The organism is Flammeovirga agarivorans (assembly GCF_012641475.1).
In the GTDB taxonomy this organism is placed as follows: domain Bacteria; phylum Bacteroidota; class Bacteroidia; order Cytophagales; family Flammeovirgaceae; genus Flammeovirga; species Flammeovirga agarivorans.
In genome coordinates this window covers 22,219-42,735 of the sequence record NZ_JABAIL010000008.1, presented here as the reverse complement: position 1 = coordinate 42,735, position 20,517 = coordinate 22,219, and the positions used below count along the sequence as shown (strand labels likewise).

22 protein-coding genes are annotated in these 20,517 nt (G+C 34.1%); 21 read left to right on the top strand and 1 reads right to left on the bottom strand.

All coding sequences use genetic code 11. The features are described 5' to 3' along the window. Nucleotides 1-322: 322 nt before the first annotated feature. From HGP29_RS21570 to HGP29_RS21505, 14 genes are all read left to right on the top strand, one after another. The gene (locus HGP29_RS21570; RefSeq protein WP_211093375.1) at nt 323-2,389 is read left to right on the top strand and encodes a hypothetical protein; all 2,067 of its coding nucleotides are present in this window, start codon (nt 323-325) and stop codon (nt 2,387-2,389) included. Nucleotides 2,390-2,602: 213 nt separating this feature from the next. Beyond that, complete coding sequence (bluB, locus tag HGP29_RS21565; RefSeq protein ID WP_168884518.1) at nt 2,603-3,211, top strand: 5,6-dimethylbenzimidazole synthase; 609 nt, start codon at nt 2,603-2,605, stop codon at nt 3,209-3,211. Nucleotides 3,212-3,251: 40 nt separating this feature from the next. Continuing rightward, nucleotides 3,252-4,178 (top strand): AraC family transcriptional regulator, encoded by a 927-nt coding sequence (locus tag HGP29_RS21560; protein WP_168884517.1) that lies wholly within the window; start codon nt 3,252-3,254, stop codon nt 4,176-4,178. Nucleotides 4,179-4,243: 65 nt separating this feature from the next. Then, nucleotides 4,244-4,765, top strand: coding sequence for a DinB family protein (locus HGP29_RS21555; RefSeq protein WP_168884516.1), 522 nt, complete (start codon nt 4,244-4,246; stop codon nt 4,763-4,765). A gap of 56 nt (nt 4,766-4,821) precedes the next feature. Next, nucleotides 4,822-5,547, top strand: coding sequence for a hypothetical protein (locus HGP29_RS21550; RefSeq protein WP_168884515.1), 726 nt, complete (start codon nt 4,822-4,824; stop codon nt 5,545-5,547). A 51-nt stretch (nt 5,548-5,598) separates the two neighbouring features. Beyond that, a complete protein-coding gene (locus tag HGP29_RS21545) occupies nt 5,599-6,117 on the top strand; it encodes a DinB family protein (protein WP_168884514.1) in 519 nt (172 codons plus the stop codon). A 95-nt stretch (nt 6,118-6,212) separates the two neighbouring features. Beyond that, nucleotides 6,213-6,791: a Crp/Fnr family transcriptional regulator gene (locus tag HGP29_RS21540; RefSeq protein WP_168884513.1), complete on the top strand. Its 579-nt coding sequence runs from the start codon at nt 6,213-6,215 to the stop codon at nt 6,789-6,791. Between the two features lie 61 nt (nt 6,792-6,852). Continuing rightward, entirely contained in the window at nt 6,853-7,494 is a 642-nt protein-coding gene (locus tag HGP29_RS21535; RefSeq protein WP_168884512.1) for an MBL fold metallo-hydrolase, read from the top strand. A 10-nt stretch (nt 7,495-7,504) separates the two neighbouring features. Then, nucleotides 7,505-8,272: an MBL fold metallo-hydrolase gene (locus HGP29_RS21530; RefSeq protein ID WP_168884511.1), complete on the top strand. Its 768-nt coding sequence runs from the start codon at nt 7,505-7,507 to the stop codon at nt 8,270-8,272. Nucleotides 8,273-8,415: 143 nt separating this feature from the next. After that, nucleotides 8,416-8,721 (top strand): DUF2834 domain-containing protein, encoded by a 306-nt coding sequence (locus HGP29_RS21525; protein WP_168884510.1) that lies wholly within the window; start codon nt 8,416-8,418, stop codon nt 8,719-8,721. Nucleotides 8,722-8,908: 187 nt separating this feature from the next. Then, the gene (locus HGP29_RS21520; RefSeq protein WP_168884509.1) at nt 8,909-9,856 is read left to right on the top strand and encodes a sterol desaturase family protein; all 948 of its coding nucleotides are present in this window, start codon (nt 8,909-8,911) and stop codon (nt 9,854-9,856) included. A 262-nt stretch (nt 9,857-10,118) separates the two neighbouring features. Next, the gene (locus tag HGP29_RS21515; protein ID WP_168884508.1) at nt 10,119-12,359 is read left to right on the top strand and encodes a glycoside hydrolase family 3 N-terminal domain-containing protein; all 2,241 of its coding nucleotides are present in this window, start codon (nt 10,119-10,121) and stop codon (nt 12,357-12,359) included. Between the two features lie 139 nt (nt 12,360-12,498). Further along, nucleotides 12,499-12,906, top strand: a complete 408-nt coding sequence (locus HGP29_RS21510) for a hypothetical protein (RefSeq protein ID WP_168884507.1) — start codon at nt 12,499-12,501, stop codon at nt 12,904-12,906. 9 nt (nt 12,907-12,915) lie between these two features. Next, nucleotides 12,916-14,025 (top strand): GH12 family glycosyl hydrolase domain-containing protein, encoded by a 1,110-nt coding sequence (locus HGP29_RS21505; protein WP_168884506.1) that lies wholly within the window; start codon nt 12,916-12,918, stop codon nt 14,023-14,025. A gap of 19 nt (nt 14,026-14,044) precedes the next feature. Here HGP29_RS21505 and HGP29_RS21500 read toward each other — a convergent pair whose 3' ends face one another. Then, nucleotides 14,045-14,416, bottom strand: a complete 372-nt coding sequence (locus HGP29_RS21500) for a VOC family protein (RefSeq protein WP_168884505.1) — start codon at nt 14,414-14,416, stop codon at nt 14,045-14,047. A gap of 223 nt (nt 14,417-14,639) precedes the next feature. Here HGP29_RS21500 and HGP29_RS21495 point away from each other — a divergent pair, with 223 nt between their 5' ends. From HGP29_RS21495 to HGP29_RS21465, 7 genes are all read left to right on the top strand, one after another. Continuing rightward, nucleotides 14,640-15,617 (top strand): carboxylesterase family protein, encoded by a 978-nt coding sequence (locus tag HGP29_RS21495; protein ID WP_168884504.1) that lies wholly within the window; start codon nt 14,640-14,642, stop codon nt 15,615-15,617. 126 nt (nt 15,618-15,743) lie between these two features. Continuing rightward, nucleotides 15,744-16,679 (top strand): alpha/beta hydrolase, encoded by a 936-nt coding sequence (locus tag HGP29_RS21490; protein WP_211093374.1) that lies wholly within the window; start codon nt 15,744-15,746, stop codon nt 16,677-16,679. Between the two features lie 125 nt (nt 16,680-16,804). Further along, entirely contained in the window at nt 16,805-17,185 is a 381-nt protein-coding gene (locus HGP29_RS21485) for a helix-turn-helix domain-containing protein (RefSeq protein ID WP_168884503.1), read from the top strand. 58 nt (nt 17,186-17,243) lie between these two features. Continuing rightward, on the top strand, nt 17,244-17,639 hold the full coding sequence (locus HGP29_RS21480; protein WP_168884502.1) for a VOC family protein: 396 nt from the start codon (nt 17,244-17,246) through the stop codon (nt 17,637-17,639). 123 nt (nt 17,640-17,762) lie between these two features. Further along, nucleotides 17,763-18,581 (top strand): alpha/beta hydrolase, encoded by an 819-nt coding sequence (locus tag HGP29_RS21475; protein ID WP_168884501.1) that lies wholly within the window; start codon nt 17,763-17,765, stop codon nt 18,579-18,581. Nucleotides 18,582-18,677: 96 nt separating this feature from the next. Beyond that, the gene (locus HGP29_RS21470; RefSeq protein ID WP_211093373.1) at nt 18,678-19,430 is read left to right on the top strand and encodes an AraC family transcriptional regulator; all 753 of its coding nucleotides are present in this window, start codon (nt 18,678-18,680) and stop codon (nt 19,428-19,430) included. 247 nt (nt 19,431-19,677) lie between these two features. Then, on the top strand, nt 19,678-20,451 hold the full coding sequence (locus tag HGP29_RS21465; protein ID WP_211093372.1) for a nuclear transport factor 2 family protein: 774 nt from the start codon (nt 19,678-19,680) through the stop codon (nt 20,449-20,451). Nucleotides 20,452-20,517 lie beyond the last annotated feature (66 nt).

Sequence of the window (20,517 nt, the reverse complement as noted above, 5' to 3'; positions counted from 1 at the left end):
ATCTAATCATGCCCTGTAGCTATTTGTTACAGGGCATATTTTTTATAATGCAATACTTTCTCTTTTTATAGGAAAAACTTCAAAACCGCATCCCTTATCTCTTCAGATTCTTTATCATCACCAATTTTTATTTTTCAATAGATAGAGACGTCAAACTTATTAAAAAACCTTAATTACAAGGCTATTTTAAAGGTTCTCTATCAAAAAAGTATTTAAAGCAATAAAAATAATATTGATAGCAACATCCAATTTTCGGCCTCGACCTAATTTTACAACTGTTGATTTACATCAATCTAATCATCCATATAAATACCGAAGATTTATGAAACGAAATGAAAATTTCATGCAAATATTAATGATTCTAATTTTCAACTTAGGGACATTTTTAACGCATGGCAATCCATTTAACGAGGCTCCTCAGACAGTTATAGAAAACAATAAACTCAAGGTAACTGTAAATGAAAAAACAGGATCATTTACAGTTCTTGAAAAAGAAACAAACCACCTTTGGAAAGATGATCCTTGGGTAAATTCTGCAGGATTGCTTACAATAAAAAACAAAGGGAAAATAGAATATCTAAATATCTCTGAAAGTAAAAAAGTGACTGTTAAGAAAGAAGGTGATCATAGTATTGCTTTGTCTTTTATCAATCCTGTTTTTCCTAATGGTGACGTTGCAAAAGGTGTTGAAATCAAAACGGAATTACGTTTAGTAGATAGTGATGCAAAGTTAGAAGTTGAAGTACTTTCTGTGAATAAGGGCGACTACAATTTAATGGAGTTAAGATACCCTACAAGAGCATTTAGTTTAGAGACAGATGTCGACAAAGGTGCTGCAGTTATCCCTCAGAAACAAGGAGTTATCTGTCCTTCATTTATTTCTCCAATGAACGGAGGTTCTTTCTGTATGTGGGACGACGCTACCTATTATAGAAAAACGAGTGGTAAGCTACCTTTATTTAATAATGGTATCGGGCTTACTATGCCATGGTGGGGAACGCATACGGAAAAAACAGCTGTAGTGGGTATTGTCGATGTTTCTGCTAGACCAGATATGTTCTACAATATCAATAACAATGGGCAATACTTATTTAATAGTAAAGGAGAAATGTCACCTTACAAGCGCATTGCCTTTTTAGATCCTGTTTGGAAGATCAATAGAGAAAAAGAAAGAAAACTTATTACCTATGAGTTTATTCCAAAAGGAACCCATGTGGATATGGCAAAAGCTTACAGAAAGGAAGCAATTAAAGATGGTTACTTTGTCTCTCTAAAAGAAAAAGCGAAAAGAGATCCAAATGTAGAAAAACTACAAGGAGCTATCTATATGGGAGTATATGGAGGTTATCCTCACTATGTGGAAATGCCTGGTATGGCCTTTACATTTAAAGAGTTACAAGATATTATTAAAACAACTCATGATGAATTAGGCGTAGACAATGCATTTTTCCATGCTTGGGGTGTATTCTCTAATTTTGTTCCTAACTGTTGGCCAATTAATGAAAATCTTGGAGGTGTAAAAGAGTTGAAAAAAGCAGTAGACCTAACGAAAAAATATGGTTATTTATACTCTTCATATCATGCTTACTCTGCAACATTAGAAAACGATCCAGAATTCAACACTGAACTGTTTGCTAAAGACAAAGAAGGTAAACTAAAAAATACAGGAAGTAGATGGGCCAATATTGATCAGAACAAACAATTAGGGCTTGCGAAAAAGAGTTTACACAAAGAAATTGCCGCTTTAGAATTACAAGCAGATATCACTGATATTTCATTTGCTACTTTCCCTGACGAAGACAACACTGGTTTATTTAACCTCGCTAAATATATAGATTCGCTTAATTTAGTTAATGGTACTGAGCATGGTCAACAGCAATTTATACCTTATTTCGATATGTTCGAAGGTCTTACTTACCTACCCAACCCGAACTTAGTACAGTTCTCTCATAGAGCACCATTGTTCAATTTAGTTTACCATGATGCTATTGCCATCTTTGGTAAGATTCAGGATCCTGATAACCAGATCTCAATTAATGGTGATTTTAGAGTGAAATCTCTACGAAATATTCTTTTCGGTATGGGTACGACGATTTTCTTCTCTCCTTATGAGTTTGAAGGAATGAAAGAAATGATTCAAATCGCAAATAAAGTGGTTAGCCCTGTAAATAGAGAAACGTTCTTTGCGGAGTTAACAGACCATGAATACATCAGTGATGATTTTAAATTACAACGATCAAAATTCTCTTCAGGTACAGAAGTGATTGTCAATTTAGGACCAGTCTATCAAAAAACTAAAGAGGGTGAGATCATTCCTGCCTACGGATATAAAGTAACTTTTAGTAATGGTAAAGTGGCTGAAGGCAGCTTCAAACTTACCTATAATTAATGAGTAAAAAGACTTGATACAGTGTGTGAGTGTATCATCTTTTAGTGAATAGAATCTATAGCCAACGAGTAAAATTGTTGGCTATTTTTTTATGTCAATCGAGTAGATACAGCGATGTATAGATTTCTTTAGATTAGGTATACTTCCATCTTGTTCTTAGCTTAGTAACCATAATTGATCTTTCATATAAAATTCAACTATTTCACTCAGGATATGGACTTATACGATTGCATATATAAACGAAGAGATACAAGGCATTTCACACAAGATGATTTACCGGCAGAGGTACTAGAAAAAGCGTTAGATGCTGCACATGCAGCTCCGTCAGTAGGTTTATCAGAACCTTGGAGGTTTATCGTTGTCAAGTCTCAAGAAAGAAAAAAAGAGATTAAAGACTTATTCCAGGAATCCAATACAAAAGCAGAATCTCAAATTACAGATTCAAAACAAACAGCACTGTATAACTCGTTAAAGCTTGAAGCTATTGAAGAAACACCTATTGGTATCGCTATATTTTGTGATACGAGTACTTTAGATTCCTTCACTATCGGAACCATTGGAAATACAAGTACACTGGAATGGAGTTGTGCCTGTGCAGTACAAAATTTATGGTTATCACTAACAGAACAAGGTTATGGTGCAGGATGGGTCTCGATTTTAGATTATAAGAAGTTCGAGAACTTATTTGAAGTGCCAGAAAACTGGAGAAGTTTAGGATATATATGCTTAGGAAAACCTGCTACAGACTATGATGGACAACCGATGCTACAAAAAGAAAAATGGAAAGTAAGAAGTAAAAAACCTTACGTTAAGTACGTTTAATTTTCAAGGAAAATCTATTTCACAAACTAAGCACTATTAGTTGAAAACCAATAAAGAAAAAGAACTTCAGGAAGACTATAGAAACAGAATCAATAGAGTCTTTACATTTATAGATAAGAATCTAGGCAATGATTTATCATTAGATAAAGTAGCAGAAATTGCCTATTTCTCACCCTTCCATTTTCACCGAATTTTTAAACTGATTACAGGTGAGACGTTAAATGAGTATGTGAAAAGAAAAAGGATTGAGAAGTCTGCAGCAGACTTATTACATAAAAATATAAGTATATCTGAAATCGCTCATCATTATGGTTTTAGTGATGCTTCTTCCTATTCAAAAGCTTTTAAAAAATATTTCAAAGAGAGTCCTACTGCATTTATCAAACTCAATCATCGTAGACATAGCAAGATTAGACAAGTCAATAGCAAGAATGGACAAGAGTATCCGAATAATGAAAAATACCTTTGTATCATTAATAATTTAAGACAATGGATTACTATGAATACAAAAATTGAAATTGTAGAATTACCAAAAATGAATTACGCATACGTTTCATGTATCGGACCTCAAAACCTTGGTAATGCTTTTCAACAACTGATACAATGGGCAACACCGAAAGGGTTAATGCATGATCAGGTAAAAATGATGACCGTTTATCATGATAGTTTTAAGATCACTGAACCCAATAAGGTAAGGATGAGTGCTTCAATACTTCTTCAAAAAGACGAAACTGTAGATGGTACTATAGCATTAAGTTCGTTTTCTCCTCAAAAGTGCATTGTAGGTCATTTTGAAATCAGCCCTAATGAATTTGAGAAAGCATGGACCGGAATGTTTCTATGGATGAATGAAAATGGATATAAAAAAGCAGAACAAGATCCTTTTGAAATCTATCATAATAATTTCAACGAACACCCTGAAGGTATTGCGATAGTTGATTTTTATATACCCATCGAAATGACTTGATTATTTGATTCACATCGTGGATATTAGTCATAACTATAAACACGAATCACAATCTATTATAACCAATGGAAAAAGAAGAACAAAAACACAATCCTGGCTTCCTAGAATATGTCTATAAACTAACAGAAGGAACTGATCTTAAAGAAGCACTTTCACTGAGTTTAGAGAATATTGATCGTATTGATATTGCCCAATTAAAACGTATCGGCTTAAAAACTTATGAAGCTGAAAAATGGACTATCAATAAGATTATCCAACATTTAATTGATTGGGAAAGGGTTTGGTGTTTTAGAGCCATCCTATTTGCCAGAGGCGAAGGAAGTATTCCTGATGCCCATGACCAAGAGATTATGGCAAAAAACTCCAATGCAGATGAGCTTTCTATTGAACGATTAATCGAAGAACTTCGAGTGGTCCGTCAATCCAGTATTTTGTTGTTCGATTCGTTTAATGATGAGATCTTAAATACAAATTGTGAGTTTTTTGAATACGAAATGCCATTGTATGCTATTGGATATACCATAGCGGCACATCAAATACATCACTTAAATATCATTGAAGAACGCTATATTCCTTTAGATCAATAGTCTAAAACATTACGTTTACTTTTCATTTCTATCCCAAAATTAACACTACCTCTCTCATGAAAAAAATAGTTAAAGTAAGTCTTATCTTATTGGTAATTCTGATGAGCACCATGGCTATTCATGCTATTGCCATGCCTCAACTATCCAGATGTCTAGTTATCGATGCTTATGAATTTAAGCAAGTTGGCAATTTATATTACAGGCCTGATGTAAGTGAAGAAAAAATCACGGCTTTAAATACCATGCTTGAACAAGCAAAAGAACGAAACCTCGAATTCTGGGGAAATAATACCGCTTCTCCAAAATTTATTTACTGTGATACTGATGATGATTACAGAAGATTTGGTTCTCCTATGATGACTCCTGCTGGAACTCACCCTCACTTTCAATCTTATGTTATCATATCAAGAGAGGGTTTAAACCTTGATATTCTTGCTCATGAAATCTGTCATGCAGAGTTATCGGCTAGGGTTGGTTTTGTGACTAGAGCATTAAAACTCCCAGTTTGGTTTGATGAAGGTGTTGCTATGCAAATTGATCACAGGAACTACTATTCACTAGACTCATTGGCTGTTAAATCAAATCAATTTACAGAACTACCTGATATAGAAAATATGGGACCTGCTCAATTTTGGGGAGGTAATCACTCGGATATTAGAATGAACTATCTAACTGCCAAATACAAAATTCAACAATGGGATCCTGAGCAAAACCTATCCCTTTTTATCAAGAAAATAAATGAAGGAGCAAGTTTTGAAGAGGCCTACTCATTCAATAAATAAGACAAAAAGTAGTCAAAATAAATATTAAGTAATACAAACAACAAAAACTAAATGAGTACTGTAGAAATAATAAAAACTCAAACTGAAGATGCTTACAATTGGGTCAATAAATTGGTAGAAAGTATACCTCATGAACAATGGGATGAAACACCTGACATTATCGATACTAATGTTACTTGGCAAATTGGTCACTTGATCCTTAGCTTTAATTATCATTCATTAATGTCAATTAGAGGTCCACAACTTGATCTATACCAACAACTTCCTATACAAGAGTATTTTAAACTATTCGTCAACACTCAACCATCAGAATGTATCGGAAAAACGGATGCAGTAGCATTGGTTGAGCACTTGAGGTTGATACAGAATAGATCAATCGAGATCATTGCTAATTTATCTGAAGACGATTTGAAGGCACAATTAGAACCTACGAAAGTTCCTCATCCTATTGCGAAGAATAAATTTCAAGCATTAGACTGGAATGTAAAACACACAATGTGGCATTGTGGTCAGCTAGGGCTACTGAAAAAAGTCTTAGGACAACGCTATGATTTCGGTTTGAAAGTTTAAGCACCTGCTAAGTATTTTGGGCCAATCTTTTTAAGTAATAATACTTTTCTATATTTGGTCTAAAATTATATATAACCTATTCATCAATACGCTAAATGAACCTAGATACAACAAAAATATCGTCATTTTTTGAGACAGAGTATCCACTCAATAAAGAAGGATTAAAAGAACTTCTAGGTTTATTTAGTGTAGTTGAATATAAAAAGAACACCCAAATCCTTACTTCAGATACCGAAGAACACCAACTGCGTTTTTTAAATAAAGGGGCAGTTAGAGAATACTATGCATCGACTGAGAAAGAAACCAATATCAATTTCTATACAAAGCCTCAGTTTATAACCGATTTATCGTCGTTTATGAACGATACCAAAACAAAAAAGTACCAAGAGTCGCTCACCCCTGTAGGGTTACTAGTAATTGATAAGGAACTGTTCAGAACCATCTTAGCAAAGTACGATTGTGGTAAATCCTTTATAGATTTATCCTTTCAAAAGCTGCTAAAACAGAAGGAACTATTTGAATACAATAGAGTTACAAAATCCCCAGAAGAACTCTACCAAGAATTATTAATATATAAACCCAATTGGCTTCAATCTATTCCGCAATACCATATTGCTTCTTACTTAAATATTACCCCAGAAACATTGAGTAGAATTCGTAAACGCATTTCTTGATTCAAATCAATGGAATTGGAGTAGAGTATTCTGACTTTTGAAATATCAAAACAGAAACAGAATGAAATTACATCCAGTTAGAAAACTTCAATTAGACGGGTTTTTCCCGATGAATTGTTATGTTCTTGAAAGAAATAACAAGTGCTTTATCATTGATCCAGGTTATCAGAAAGAAACCATTCAAAACTACATTAAAGATGAAAATTTAGAAGTAGTAGGTATCTTATTAACCCATGCTCATATTGACCATATTGAAGCATTAGACTGTTTTAATGTACCAGTTTATCTTCATGAAAAAGAAGTCGAAATCTTACTAGATGATGATTTAAATGGTTTCGGTTTTTTCAATAAAGAAAAAGATTACGACATCAATACTATTGATATTGTGCCTATTAATGAAGATACTATTATTGATCTTGAAGGCTACGAGATATCTGTAATATTTACTCCAGGACATACCAAAGGAGGCGTGTCCTATAAAATAGGTCATGATATATATACTGGAGATACACTATTTGAAGGTTCAGTAGGAAAATGGGATAGACCAACAGCCAACCTTGATGATCTCAAGCAATCGGTCATCAAGTTAATTGATGAACAAGCAGAACATATGTTGATTCATCCTGGACATGGTAGAAGTAGTACCATAGGTGCAGAAAAGAGATTTAACCCCTTTTATAACGAATGGAAAAGAGCAAATTAAATTAATTATTATGAAGATATCACACATCAGAAACGCAACAATGGTCATCGAAACCAAGGATAAAGTGATTTTAGTTGATCCTATGCTTGGTGAAAAAGGTACTGCCGGCCCTACATTCACACTTTTCAGATATAAACCACAACGCAATCCAATTCTTGATTTACCAAGTAATGCTAATCAAGTAATTGAGAAAACTACACATTGTCTGATTACTCATTTACATCCTGATCATTTGGACAAAGATGGAGAGGAGTTTTTAAGAGCGAAAGACATTCCTGTGATTTGTAGCGTAAAAGATGAAGCTGAACTTCTAAAACGTGGGTTAAACGTTACACAAGTAGTCAAGTATTGGGAATCTTCGCCATTCTTAGGAGGAACCATTGAAGGGATTCCTGCAGTACATGGTTATGGATTTATAGCAAAACCGATGGGCAATGTTATGGGTTTCTATATTCAATTACCTGATGAGCAATCGATTTACTTAAGTGCAGACACTATTTATACTGATGATGTTCATAAAGTGTTGGTAGAATATCAACCTCAAATTAGTGTAGTGGCTAGTGGAAGAGCTCAATTAGACATTTTCCAACCCTTGCTAATGAAAATGGAAGATATCGTGAAATTTGTAGAAAACTCTCCAAATAAAGTAATAGCGAATCACTTGGAAGCAGTGAATCACTGTCCAATTACCAGGAAGGAGTTATCCTCAGAGCTATCCAAAAAGGGGTTACTAGAAAAAACATATATCCCAGAAGATGGCCAAATGATGGAATTCTAATATTACCAAAATAGCGATTGTGATAAATTTCTCAATCGCTATTTTTTTATAATCAGACTAGACTTTCTAACTTTTTTATTGACTATATTTACCATAACACTTATACACTAAACGTTACTCTACAAATTAAACCATCACTACAAATGAGCACCAAAAACATATATTTTACACTGTTCATCTTGGGATCCATTATACCTTACTATGAGTTTATCAGTTTTATCCTAAAAAATGGGTTAGACTTAGTTCTTTTATTCGACCAACTATTAGCCACTCCTATCAGTCGTTTTTTTGCTTATGATGTTATTATTTCTGCCATTGTTTTATTGCTATTTATACTAAAAGAAAAAGATGATGTAAAAAACTATTGGCTTTCGATTGTTGTCACATTCGCTATCGGTGTATCTGCGGGATTACCATTGTTCCTTTATCAAAAAGAAAAAAATAATTAGTTGAGTAAGAACTCCCGTTATAAATAGCATTACAAATAATATTTCAACTTTTTTATTCTTCAATTTAAGATTACCATAAATAATTCTTCTAAGTAAGAAGCTTTCTTCTATATTTGCATATCAATCTATTTATATTAAGTCTAAATAAAAACTAAAAGACTAACATCACTTTTTAATAATCTATGTTATGGGAGCAATTTGGGATTCCGTTGCAGATTTTTCAACCAATTTAAAAGGCAAATCAGCAATTTTTGTTTATTCAATCATTTTTATTGAATGGTTCTTTTTGTGGAGAATTCAGGTCATAAAAAAACACAAAGAAACTTTAGTTAATATCTTCTCTTATGTTATAGAATCTCTTCCTTATCTATTACTTGGACCAATTGTCATTCTAGGTATCATGAACTTTACCTACGAACACAGGATCTTTACTTTAGGAACTGAGTGGTATGTATGGTTAGCAGCCTTTCTATTACTCGATTTCGGGCGATGGTTTATTCATTTTTTAGGACACAAAATTCGAATTTTATGGTGTATTCATGGGGTTCATCACACTCCAAAAGAAATGAGTTTTTCCGTTACGGTTAGAGGTTCTTTTTTAGGTATTCTACTATCACCTCATAGTTTTATTTGGTTACCTATATTAGGCTTTAATCCTTTCTTAGTGTTAATCGTCGATACGATATGTAGGGTGTATGTTGTTTTAGAACATGGGAATGAAAAAGTAATTGGTAAGCAACGTTGGATGGAATTGTTTTTTATTTCTCCATCAGCACATCGGGTACATCATTCCAAAAACCCAATTTATCTCGACCGAAACTTTGGGGAGACCTTTTCGATTTGGGATCGAATATTTAATACATTCCAAACAGAATTGGACCATGAAAAACCTGAATTGGGGATTATGAATGATAAATTAGATCCAAGTAATCTAAAGAGTGTACAACTTACCCTCTGGAAAGATTTATGGAAAGACGTAAAAGGAGCGCCAACCTTTATCGATAAGATCAAATATATCCTATATCCTCCAGGCTGGAACCATATTGATGGCGGAAAACTTGCGGGTGAGTTTCGTAAAGAAGCTCTCGATGAGTTAAAGACAGAGGAACAAAAAACTACAGAACAAGTAGTATAGAAGCAATTAATCCATACCTCAAAGTTCAAATCAATTCCCTTGAGCTTTGGGGTATTTATTTTTTTTATCCTTTAGCACTACGTCAACACTTGAAGATTTAACAGCCCTTTATATTACCGACTACTTCATAACTTTCTTTATATTTCTTCATCTATATTAATCTGAAAAAATAGCTATCTTTGAATTGAGAACAATAAACTAAACCTTCCCTACTCATGTGGTCACATGAGCTGAATTGATAAATAAAACGTCACTAAATGAAATGAGACTATCCTATTACTTCACCATTACATTATTACTATTCATTGTAAGTTGTAACCAACAAAAAACTCCAACAGATCCAATAGAACAAAAGGTAGAAGCATTACTTTCCAAGATGACCTTAGAAGAAAAAATAGGTCAGACGGCTTTACGAGGTACGTCAAGTAGGGTTAAAGGAGCTTTGCCAGAGGAAATGAAAGAAGCGGTTCGAAAAGGCCATGTCGGTGCTTTTTTAAACATCATGAATACCGACTATGTTGATGAATTACAACAAATAGCAGTCACTGAAAGTCCGAACAAAATTCCATTGATTTTTGGTAGAGATGTCATCCACGGATTTAAAACTATTTTTCCAATTCCATTGGCGACTGCTGCTACATGGGATCCAAAACAAGCCGAAAATACAGGTAGAATTTCAGCTATCGAAGGTACGTCCTCAGGTATCAACTGGACATTTGCTCCAATGTTGGATATCGCTAGAGATAGTCGCTGGGGTAGAGTCGCTGAATCTCCTGGAGAGGATCCTTACTTAGGAAGCCTAATGGGAGAAGCCTATATTAAAGGGTTCCAAGGGGATAACTTAACAGATAAAACAAGTATGGTCGCTTGTGCCAAGCATTTTATTGGATATGGTGCTGCAGTAGGTGGACGAGATTACAATACGGCAATAATCTCAGATCCTTTACTGTACAATGTCTACTTGCCTCCTTTCCAAGCTGCTATTGATGCTAATGTTCAGACATTTATGTCGTCTTTTAATGAGCTCAATGGAGTGCCTGCATCTGGTGACAAAAAAATCATGACGGATCTTTTAAGAAATAAAATGGGTTTTGATGGCTTTGTTGTAAGTGATTGGAACTCTATTACAGAAATGATTCCTCATGGGTATGCTGCCGATGAAAAACATGCTGCTGAATTGGCATCCAATGCTGGTGTAGATATGGAAATGACATCACAGTCGTACGAGCATCATATTAAAACCTTAATCAAAGAAGGTAAACTTGAAGAAAAGCAATTAGACTTTTTAGTAAAGAATATCTTAAGGGTTAAAATAAGAATGGGGCTTTTTGGAAATCCTCACCGAGATAAAAAACATGATGGTCATCTTTATTCAGAAAAGCACCTTTCTTTAGCTAAAGATGCTGCTGCAAAAAGTATGGTATTATTAAAAAATGAGAATACTATTCTTCCACTCAAAAAATCTCAAAAAGTGGCACTTATTGGACCTCTTGCTGATGCTCCATTGGATCAAATGGGTACTTGGTGTTTTGATGGAGAGAAAGAACACTCTCAAACACCTTATATGGCCATGAAAGAAAAAGTATATGGTTATGAAGCAGGCCTAAAATACAGCAGGGACAAGTCCACTTCTCAATTTAAAAAGGCTATTCAATTGGCTAAGAAAAGTGATGTCATCGTTTTTGTGGGTGGTGAAGAAGCTATCCTTTCTGGTGAGGCACATAGTAGAGCTGAAATTAATCTTCCGGGAGCACAAGAAGAACTTATCCATGAGTTATCGAAATTAGGGAAACCTATCGTTTTAGTCATCATGGCTGGACGTCCTATCACTATTGGTAATATAAAAGATGAAGTGGAAGGGATTCTAATGGCATGGCATGGAGGAACAATGGCCGGCCCTGCCTTAAATGATATATTGTATGGAAATATTGCTCCAGAAGGACGATTACCAATTACATGGCCAAAGTCTTCAGGACAACTTCCGTATTACTATAATCACAAAAATACGGGTAGACCTGCTAAAGCAGAGAAGTTTGTTCAGATGTATGACATCCCTGTTGGTGCTTGGCAAAGTTCACTGGGTAATGAATCACATTATTTAGATGTAGGTTACCTTCCTGAGTATCCTTTTGGATATGGTTTATCCTACACACAATTTGCCTACTCAGAAATCAAAATTTCAAAAAAAGAAATTGTAGAAAATGAAACAATAGAAGTTTCTGCACTAATTAAAAATACAGGAAAAGTAGAAGCGACAGAAACTGTACAACTCTACATTCAAGATGTAATAGGTTCTTTAACTCGACCTGTAAGAGAGTTGAAGGATTATGAAAAAGTCTTCCTAAAAGCTGGAGAATCCAAGAGAGTGACATTTACCATTCATACCGACCAGCTCAAGTTTTACAATAGAGACTTAAAACAGGTCTTAGAAAAAGGAGATTTTAATGTATGGATTGCTCCTTCCGCAGCTGAAGGATTAAAAGAATCATTTATCTTAAAATAATTTATGCTGATATCCCTTATACATCAATAATTCTGATAGTATAAGGGATATTTTTTGTTCTTATGAATTGAATTCGATCCAATAAACACTACTTTAGACACACATACTTTGACATATATTCATCATAGACTAAACACAAATGCTACTACATAAGATCGTACAGTGGGGAAATCAAAACCCTAGAAAAATCTTTATCATAGATGGAATAGGTGCTTGTATTTCTTCCGTTATGTTAGGCGTCATATTAGTACATTTTGAACAACTCTTCGGAATTCCCATTTCCACACTTTATGTCCTAGCGATATTTCCTTGCCTTTTTGCAGTATATGATTTGGTTTGCTATTTCGTCAACATCAAATCCATATCCATTTACATAAAAGGAATTGCTGTCTTTAACTTATTATATTGCTTCTTATCTTTGAGTTTTGGTATTTATCATAAAGAACAAATAACACTTTTGGGTTGGAGTTATTTAATTGCTGAAGCGATCATTATTCTTTTGTTGGCCTCTGTTGAATTAAGTATAAACTCCAATACATCTAACTAACAACAGAAAATGTATAGAGCTATCGTCGTCTTTTCACTTATTCTATTTTTTCTAAACGCTTGTAAGAAGGAAGAGGTAAATGATCTCTTGCTTCCTAAGTCTGATCAAGCGGAATTGCTTGAGCTAGAGTTGGTCTATAATCAAGAAATCTTCTTATCAACCATTACTGATTCTATCGTTTCATTAAATCACTTATTCCCTTATGAAGCAGATGAAGTAGGTATTAACAAGATTAGTGTTTCAACAATGGCAACTGTAAATACAACAGAGGGAGATGAATTTTCATTTCAAGAAAGCCCCATATCAATAAAAGTAACTGCTGAGAATGGAGAAAATGTAAAACTATATTCTCTAAACTTAGAAAAGGATACCATCCCCAACTACGCTGATTTATTATTTAATCAGTTTACTGACTCCGACTGTGATATCTATGCTACGATCGCCGTTGATGATTTGATCATTGAAAATAATGCTTGGAATGCTGGAAATCTACCAAATAACAGTTATTCCCAATGTATTTATGCATATGATAAAAATGACCTTTCTATAGTAGGTTGGGAATGGCAATACCCTGATAATGCCTATGGTGTTAATGCATACCCCCAACTTATTTATGGCTGGAAACCGTGGCAAACGGCTTCTTCTACAACAGCACTGCCAAAAAAAATTGAAGATATCAGTACACTAAAAGTAAATTATGAGGTGGAAGTCACTAGAAATGATGGAGACTACAATCTTGCCTTTGATAATTGGATCAACTCTTCTGCTGAGGTGACACCTCAAAATATTCTGTTTGAGTTTATGATTTGGGAAGATGATCACCAATTAGTTCCTTTTGGAGATTTCCAAGAAAATGTAACAACAACCAATGGTACCTACAAGTTTTTTATGGGAGAACCAGACTGGGAGCCTGAAGGTAGCAATTGGACTTATCTAGCCTTCCAACGCACCCAAAAACGTAGTAAGGGTACTGTAGATATTGATGAACTACTCTCCTATTTAGTAAACAAAGGGATTGTATCATCAAACAGTTATTTCACTTCTGTAGAACTAGGAAATGAAATTGGTAACTCAACAGGGAAAACAGTGATAAAACACTTCGAAGTGGAAATCAATTAACATAAACGATTTTATAATATTAAACATGTTGGTCGATAAGAATTTGATTCCCATCTGGATCTGTCAAGGTTAGACTTGCGGGACCTGTTGTCGTTTCGTCAGCCTCTGATGAGAGTTCAATTCCATGACTCTTCAAATTCTTCTGGATCTCTCTGATGTCCTCGAATGAATCTAAAGTGTTTCCGTTTTCATCAAAACCTGGATTAAACGTGATGATATTTTTTTCAAACATCCCTTGGAACAAACCAATAATAGAATTGCCATTCTTAAGGATCAGATAATTCATTTCTTCGTTTCCACCAATCACTTCAAAACCAAGATGTTCATAAAATTTTTTAGAGACTTGTAAATCTTTTACTGTAAGGCTGATCGAAAATGCTCCTAGCTTCATAATTCTGATTATTATTAATAAGATAGATTCCTTAAAATGCCAAAAACAAATAGCTGACTTAATGATGTAATATTGAAGTAGTATAGATGTATTTATGAATACTGCTATTCTATTTTAGTTTTTGGATTAAGTTATTCTAATGTAGTAATTTACAACCATATTTAATCAATTAAATCACAAACAATTGGTTAATACCATCAACTCAAAAAGCTAATTTATTTCAATGTTCACTCAACTAAGAAGAAAGGCAATCTACTTCCACATTTATCAATACTTTATCATATTGTTATTTATTTCGATGGGTTTCTATTCATGCGATAATACTTCTACAGAAGCTGTTATTCCTACATCTTCTACAGTATCATCAAATAATGAAGAAGATGATCTCGAACAACCCGAAATTCTTCCATTAGCAATCGATTCTTCGGACCTTGTGGTTCTACCATTAGATACTGGAGGAGTACATAAAGCATTTACTTTAGGTGCTACTCCTGCTGTTTTTGGACATTACATATATACACCAAGTGGTTATACTGATAGTGGAGCTGAGTATCCGCTGCTAGTGTTTCTACACGGTTGGGATCCTTCGGGATATACAGGTTCTGACTTTTCTGAACTCAATGAACTTCAACAAGGCGTTACTCCCCCTGGATTAATAAGTGAGGGAAAATGGAATCCATCGTTTCCTTTTATTGTCGCCTCTCCTAGACTTAAATCGTATGATTATTGGAGACCACAAGATGTTCATTCGTTTATCAATTATCTTATTCAAGAATATCAGGTCAATACAAGTAGAATTTATATTACCGGTCTCAGTTTGGGCGGTGGAGGTGCATGGTACTATGTTGGAGTGATGGGCACTGAAAACTATGCTGCTGCAATTGTTCCTATTAGTGCGAGAGGTGAACCTAGTATCGTTACCAATTTATCCAAAGTTCCCATTTGGGCTTTCCATGGTGATTCTGATACAACTGTACCGCATAACGAAAACTTTGGATCTGTCCCTTTAGTTTCAGCGATAAATGCTAGAAATCCTGAGGTAAAAGCAAAAATTACAGTCTTTAATAATACAGGTCATGATGCATGGAGCAGAGTTTACTCCGATAATTTCACAAAACGAACTCAAGGTGATCCTTTTACAGTATCTATTTATGACTGGCTATTACAATACAAAAAAGAAAACCTTAATGAAGATAACTGAAAAAGTACTTTTTAGTCATTGATACAAAAATGTATAACTCTTCTACGAAAATGTATAAGTAGCTGAAAAGTGCCATGCTATACCTTTGTAATCAAATAATTAAACAACCTATTAAAGTATATGATTATGAATTTATCAGCAGGAAAAAACACAGTTACTTTTAAATCTTTTGGTATTGAACTAGTAGGCAACTTATACCTTCCAGAAGGTTTTGATGAAAACAAAAAATATAAAGCTATCGTTGGTGCAAGCCCATTCCCACAGGTAAAAGAACAAGTGTTAGGGACTTATGGACCAGAAATGGCAAAAAGAGGGTTTGTCTTTTTAGGTTTTGATTATCTAGGTATGGGTGATTCTCCGTCTTTACCTGGTGAATTTAAGCAGTCTAGGTATATGTTTAGACTAATTGAAAATACTTGGGATGCCGTTTCTTACTTAGGAACACTTCCTTTTGTTGAAGAGATTATGGGATTAGGTGTTTGCCAAGGTGGTTCTATCATGGCCTCTGCAGCAGTAACTGACCATAGAATCAAGAAACTAGCTACAGTTTCAGGAATGATGGCAGCTGATGCTTTCCAATGGACAGACAAGACGGTTGTTAATCAAATGATTGCAGGAGCCAATCACTCTAAACAGAAAATCTATGAAACAGGTGCTCCAGATTATGTTGCTCCTTTTGGATTAACAGATGATCAATCAAGAGAAGAATATATCGAATTAGCAGGTACACCAATGGCGGGTGAATCTTATGATTATTATGGTAAAGATGGTATAAAAGGCCCAAAAGCAGTAGAAAACTTTACAAACATGCATATTGGTGACCAAGCAATGGAATCGTTAATATCTATCTCTGAACATTATGCAGATAAAATTGCACAACCTACTTTAGTGGTTTATGGTAAAGATGCTCCAACAGCAATATGCTCTACAGGATTTATTGATAAACTTACTAATGAGCATGAAGTTTTAGCTGTATCAGGTTTTGGTCATGTGGATTTCTATCATCATCCAGATGCAGTAAAAGTATCCACTGATGCTGTGGCAGAATTCTTTAATAAATAAAAAGTATCTTACTTTGATCAAGGACGGTTTGGGGTTTCTCAAACCGTTTTTGTTTTTTATTGAGTATATTGATTATGTAGATTTAATAACAACCCATATCATAATAAAAAACCTACAGTCAATCAATGAGTCTTTACGAGAAAGAGATATTAAAAATAAAGGAAGATATCTATTCCAACCAGTGGCAATTAGATACTGTCATCGGTCTTCGAAATTATATCGACAATAACTTTAATGAAAAACTAAATTTAAATCTATTTTCTCGTATTAGGTTTGTTTCCAAATTCCATTTACTGAGATTATTTAAACGGTATTATGGTCAAACGCCCAATCAATATTTAATCGACAAAAGAATAGAAAAGGCCAAAGAATATATCAGTGCAGGTGTTTCCATTTCGAACGCTTGTTATGATGTAGGTTTTGAAAGCCTAAGTTCTTTTAGCACATTATTCAAGAAAAAAACGGGATATTCTCCAAGTGAATATCAAAAGAGCAATTTTCGATAAGTCTCTTCATTTTCTAATGTCAATCTTTGTGTCATACTAATCATAAAATATTGAAAACATGAAAATTAAACTCGTAAGTATTCCCGTAGGTGATCAAGAAAAAGCACTAGAGTTTTATACCTCAAAGCTAAATTTCATAAAGAAGATTGATATTCCCGTTGGTGGTGGAAATCGATGGTTAACGCTAGTCTCTAAAGAAGAGCAAGATGGCCCTCAGTTATTATTAGAACCTGCTCCAAAAGATTTTGAACCTTCAAAAGTCTATCAAAAGGCATTATTTGATGCTGGACTTCCCTATACGCAATTTGATGTTGAAGATGTTCAAAGTGAATACGAAAGATTAGTAAAATTAGGGGTCGAATTTAGTGTAAAACCCATCGAAATGGGGACCGCTAAACTTGCAGTCTTTAATGATACTTGTGGTAACTATATCCAAATTGTTGAAGTCTTGTAAATCAAGTAATACTTTAAATATATAAGTAAAAAAAACGGTTCGAACTTAAAATTGAACCGTTTTTTGCATTTAAAGAGTATACTATTTTTTTCCTTAAACTACTTTTCAACTAAATCATTTTATATGACGCCAAGCCATCAATTAGACTTAAGGTCTAGACATCCTAACTTTCAAGAATTTTTAGCTATTAATGAAAACGAGTCTGATCAAGTTAGAAAAGAATACCATTGCCTCCTCAATGTAAAATATGGAGAGGCTCCTCTTCAAAATTTAGATATCTTCCCTTCTAGTACACCCAATTCTCCTATTCTAATTTTTATTCATGGTGGTTATTGGAAAGCTTTAGATAAAAGTAGCTATAGTTTTGTCGCAGAGCCATTTATTCAGAAAAATATCACTGTTTGTATCATCAACTATAGATTAATACCTGATGTAACGATGGAAGGTGTCCTTTCAGATATCTCATCTTGTATATATTGGATTCAAAAGAATGCTGATAAATACAATGGTGACCCCAAAAGTTTAGTCCTTTCTGGTCATTCTGCCGGAGGACATCTTGCCTTAATGGCTTACTTGAAAAATAACGATATAAGATCAAATATTTTAGGTATTTGTAGCCTTAGTGGTTTATTCGATTTAGCACCCATCAAGAACAGCTACTTAAATGATATCTTACAGTTAAATGACCGAATTGTTCAACAGTTTAGTCCTACAACTAAAGAATTAACCCAACTCAAATGTCCAGTCTTGTTGACTGTAGGAGCAGATGAAACCGATTTATTTATTGAACAATCCAAAAGATTATATCAAGAGAATAAGTCAGTATCATCACTGGAATACTTTGAATACCCTCAACTTAATCATTATGAAATAGTACATAAATTAGGGGAACTAGATAACCCTATTGTTGATTTTATTTTTGATAGATTTAAGGCGAAATAAAATTTTTGTTGAGTAATTAGCATAATGGAAGAGGAAACTAGAAATATACCATTTAAAAATCATCAAAATCCCCGTTCCCAATTTGACCTTCTCAGATTGGAAGAACTTTTTTTACGCAAAGACCTAGACCATAAACCCGAAGCTCTTCATCGAGTAGAGTTTTATATCATCATATTTATAGAGGACGGTGAAGGTTATCATTCTATAGACTTTAATGATTTTCAATGCTCGAAGGGAACATTAATTACCATTCGAAAAGATCAAATACATAAGTTTTTTAAAGACAATAATCTCAAAGGATCTTTACTACTTTTTACTAATGATTTCTTGGTAAGTTATCTCGAAAAAGCAGAAGTACAAAAAACAATGCTTCTATTTAACGAACTTCTAGGTGTTGCAAAATTACAGTTACAGGATCAAGATTTCTCAAAAGTGTTTCAGATTATTCATCGGATCAAGGAAGAATATTTTGATGTAAACGATGAACATTCGATGCATATCATTCGAAGTGAATTACATATCTTGATTACTAATTTATTCCGTATTAAAGCAAATTCTGAAAATATCGATTTCGAAAAAAAACATCTTAGAAAGTTTGTCATATTTCAGCAATTAGCAGAAGAAAACATCACTAAAACCACTAAGGTTCAGGACTATGCAAGTATGATGAATATTAGCAGCAAAACTTTAAATACCATTACAAAAAGTATAGTACATAAGTCTGCAAAAGAGTTTATTGATGAGATTTGTACAAAACAAATCAAGCGACTGCTTATCAATACAGAGCTATCTATTAAAGAAATCGCCTATCAATCAGGATTTGAAGAAACCACGAATTTCTATAAATAGTTTAAACGTCAAACTCAATCAACTCCTGAACAATTTAGAGCCAATCACTAACACTTTCCCATTTTTACAGTCTTTACGCTCTTTTTAATAGCGATTTGAGGCAAAGAGAATAGCACCTTTGTAATACACTCTTCAACAATTTTTTTCAATTATGAAGTCAACAGTTATTCTTAATTTAATTGCTTTTGTATTCGTCCTAAGCAGTTGCAACTCAAATCAAAGTTCACATCTAAAAAAAGGAGTAAAAATGGAATCATCTAACAAAGAGAAAGTCGTAGCCCTACTAAACAGTTTCAACACAGGAGACCCTACACCTATTTCATACATCAACCCTGAAAAGTACATCCAACACAACCTTGCTGTTGGCGATGGTCTATCTGGATTCGGAGAAGTAATGAAAAATGCACCGGAAGGTGGTTTTAAAGCCAATGTCATCCGCGCTTTTGAAGATGGAGATTATGTATTCACACATACCGAGTACGATTTCTTCGGACCGAAAGCTGGTTTTGATGTTTTTAGATTCGAAGATGGTCAGATAGTTGAGCACTGGGATAATTTAGCTGCTGTTACACCAGCCAATCCAAGTGGAAGAACTCAATTTGATGGTGCTACTGAAATTGCTGATATCAATAAAACAGAAGACAATAGAAAAGTGGTCCAACAGTTTGTCGATGAAGTTTTATTGAATGGTAAAATGGATAACTTAACTGTTCTCGTCAATCCAACAAAATACATTCAACATAACTCTGCTGTTGCTGATGGGTTGGATGGCCTTGGAGCTGCCCTTAAATATTTTGCTGAAAATGGAATGGTTATGAAATATGACAAAGTACACAAAGTGTTAGCCGAAGGTAATTTTGTCCTAACTATGAGTGAAGGTAAGTTTGGTAAAGCACCAGGTGATCATGTCGCTTATTATGACTTGTTCCGTTTAGAAAATGGTCAAATTGTAGAACATTGGGATGTCATTCAGCCGATTCCTTCCAAAGATGAATGGAAAAATCAAAATGGCAAGTTCTAAATTGCTATAGATAAAATATGTTGTCCATGAAAGACTACTCTGAGATTGAGTAGTCTTTTGTATTTA

Excerpts from the sequence above, each read along its gene's own strand:
- HGP29_RS21500 (WP_168884505.1), bottom strand. The coding sequence starts at position 14,416 with ATGAAGCTAGGAGCATTTTCGATCAGCCTTACAGTAAAAGATTTACAA.
- HGP29_RS21480 (WP_168884502.1), top strand. The coding sequence starts at position 17,244 with ATGAAAATTAAACTCGTAAGTATTCCCGTAGGTGATCAAGAAAAAGCA.
- HGP29_RS21490 (WP_211093374.1), top strand. The coding sequence starts at position 15,744 with ATGAATTTATCAGCAGGAAAAAACACAGTTACTTTTAAATCTTTTGGT.
- HGP29_RS21495 (WP_168884504.1), top strand. The coding sequence starts at position 14,640 with ATGTTCACTCAACTAAGAAGAAAGGCAATCTACTTCCACATTTATCAA.
- HGP29_RS21530 (WP_168884511.1), top strand. The coding sequence starts at position 7,505 with ATGAAGATATCACACATCAGAAACGCAACAATGGTCATCGAAACCAAG.
- HGP29_RS21485 (WP_168884503.1), top strand. The coding sequence starts at position 16,805 with ATGAGTCTTTACGAGAAAGAGATATTAAAAATAAAGGAAGATATCTAT.
- HGP29_RS21540 (WP_168884513.1), top strand. The coding sequence starts at position 6,213 with ATGAACCTAGATACAACAAAAATATCGTCATTTTTTGAGACAGAGTAT.
- HGP29_RS21545 (WP_168884514.1), top strand. The coding sequence starts at position 5,599 with ATGAGTACTGTAGAAATAATAAAAACTCAAACTGAAGATGCTTACAAT.
- HGP29_RS21570 (WP_211093375.1), top strand. The coding sequence starts at position 323 with ATGAAACGAAATGAAAATTTCATGCAAATATTAATGATTCTAATTTTC.
- HGP29_RS21510 (WP_168884507.1), top strand. The coding sequence starts at position 12,499 with ATGCTACTACATAAGATCGTACAGTGGGGAAATCAAAACCCTAGAAAA.
- HGP29_RS21525 (WP_168884510.1), top strand. The coding sequence starts at position 8,416 with ATGAGCACCAAAAACATATATTTTACACTGTTCATCTTGGGATCCATT.
- HGP29_RS21550 (WP_168884515.1), top strand. The coding sequence starts at position 4,822 with ATGAAAAAAATAGTTAAAGTAAGTCTTATCTTATTGGTAATTCTGATG.
- HGP29_RS21520 (WP_168884509.1), top strand. The coding sequence starts at position 8,909 with ATGGGAGCAATTTGGGATTCCGTTGCAGATTTTTCAACCAATTTAAAA.
- HGP29_RS21465 (WP_211093372.1), top strand. The coding sequence starts at position 19,678 with ATGGAATCATCTAACAAAGAGAAAGTCGTAGCCCTACTAAACAGTTTC.
- HGP29_RS21555 (WP_168884516.1), top strand. The coding sequence starts at position 4,244 with ATGGAAAAAGAAGAACAAAAACACAATCCTGGCTTCCTAGAATATGTC.
- HGP29_RS21505 (WP_168884506.1), top strand. The coding sequence starts at position 12,916 with ATGTATAGAGCTATCGTCGTCTTTTCACTTATTCTATTTTTTCTAAAC.
- HGP29_RS21515 (WP_168884508.1), top strand. The coding sequence starts at position 10,119 with ATGAGACTATCCTATTACTTCACCATTACATTATTACTATTCATTGTA.
- bluB (WP_168884518.1), top strand. The coding sequence starts at position 2,603 with ATGGACTTATACGATTGCATATATAAACGAAGAGATACAAGGCATTTC.
- HGP29_RS21535 (WP_168884512.1), top strand. The coding sequence starts at position 6,853 with ATGAAATTACATCCAGTTAGAAAACTTCAATTAGACGGGTTTTTCCCG.
- HGP29_RS21475 (WP_168884501.1), top strand. The coding sequence starts at position 17,763 with ATGACGCCAAGCCATCAATTAGACTTAAGGTCTAGACATCCTAACTTT.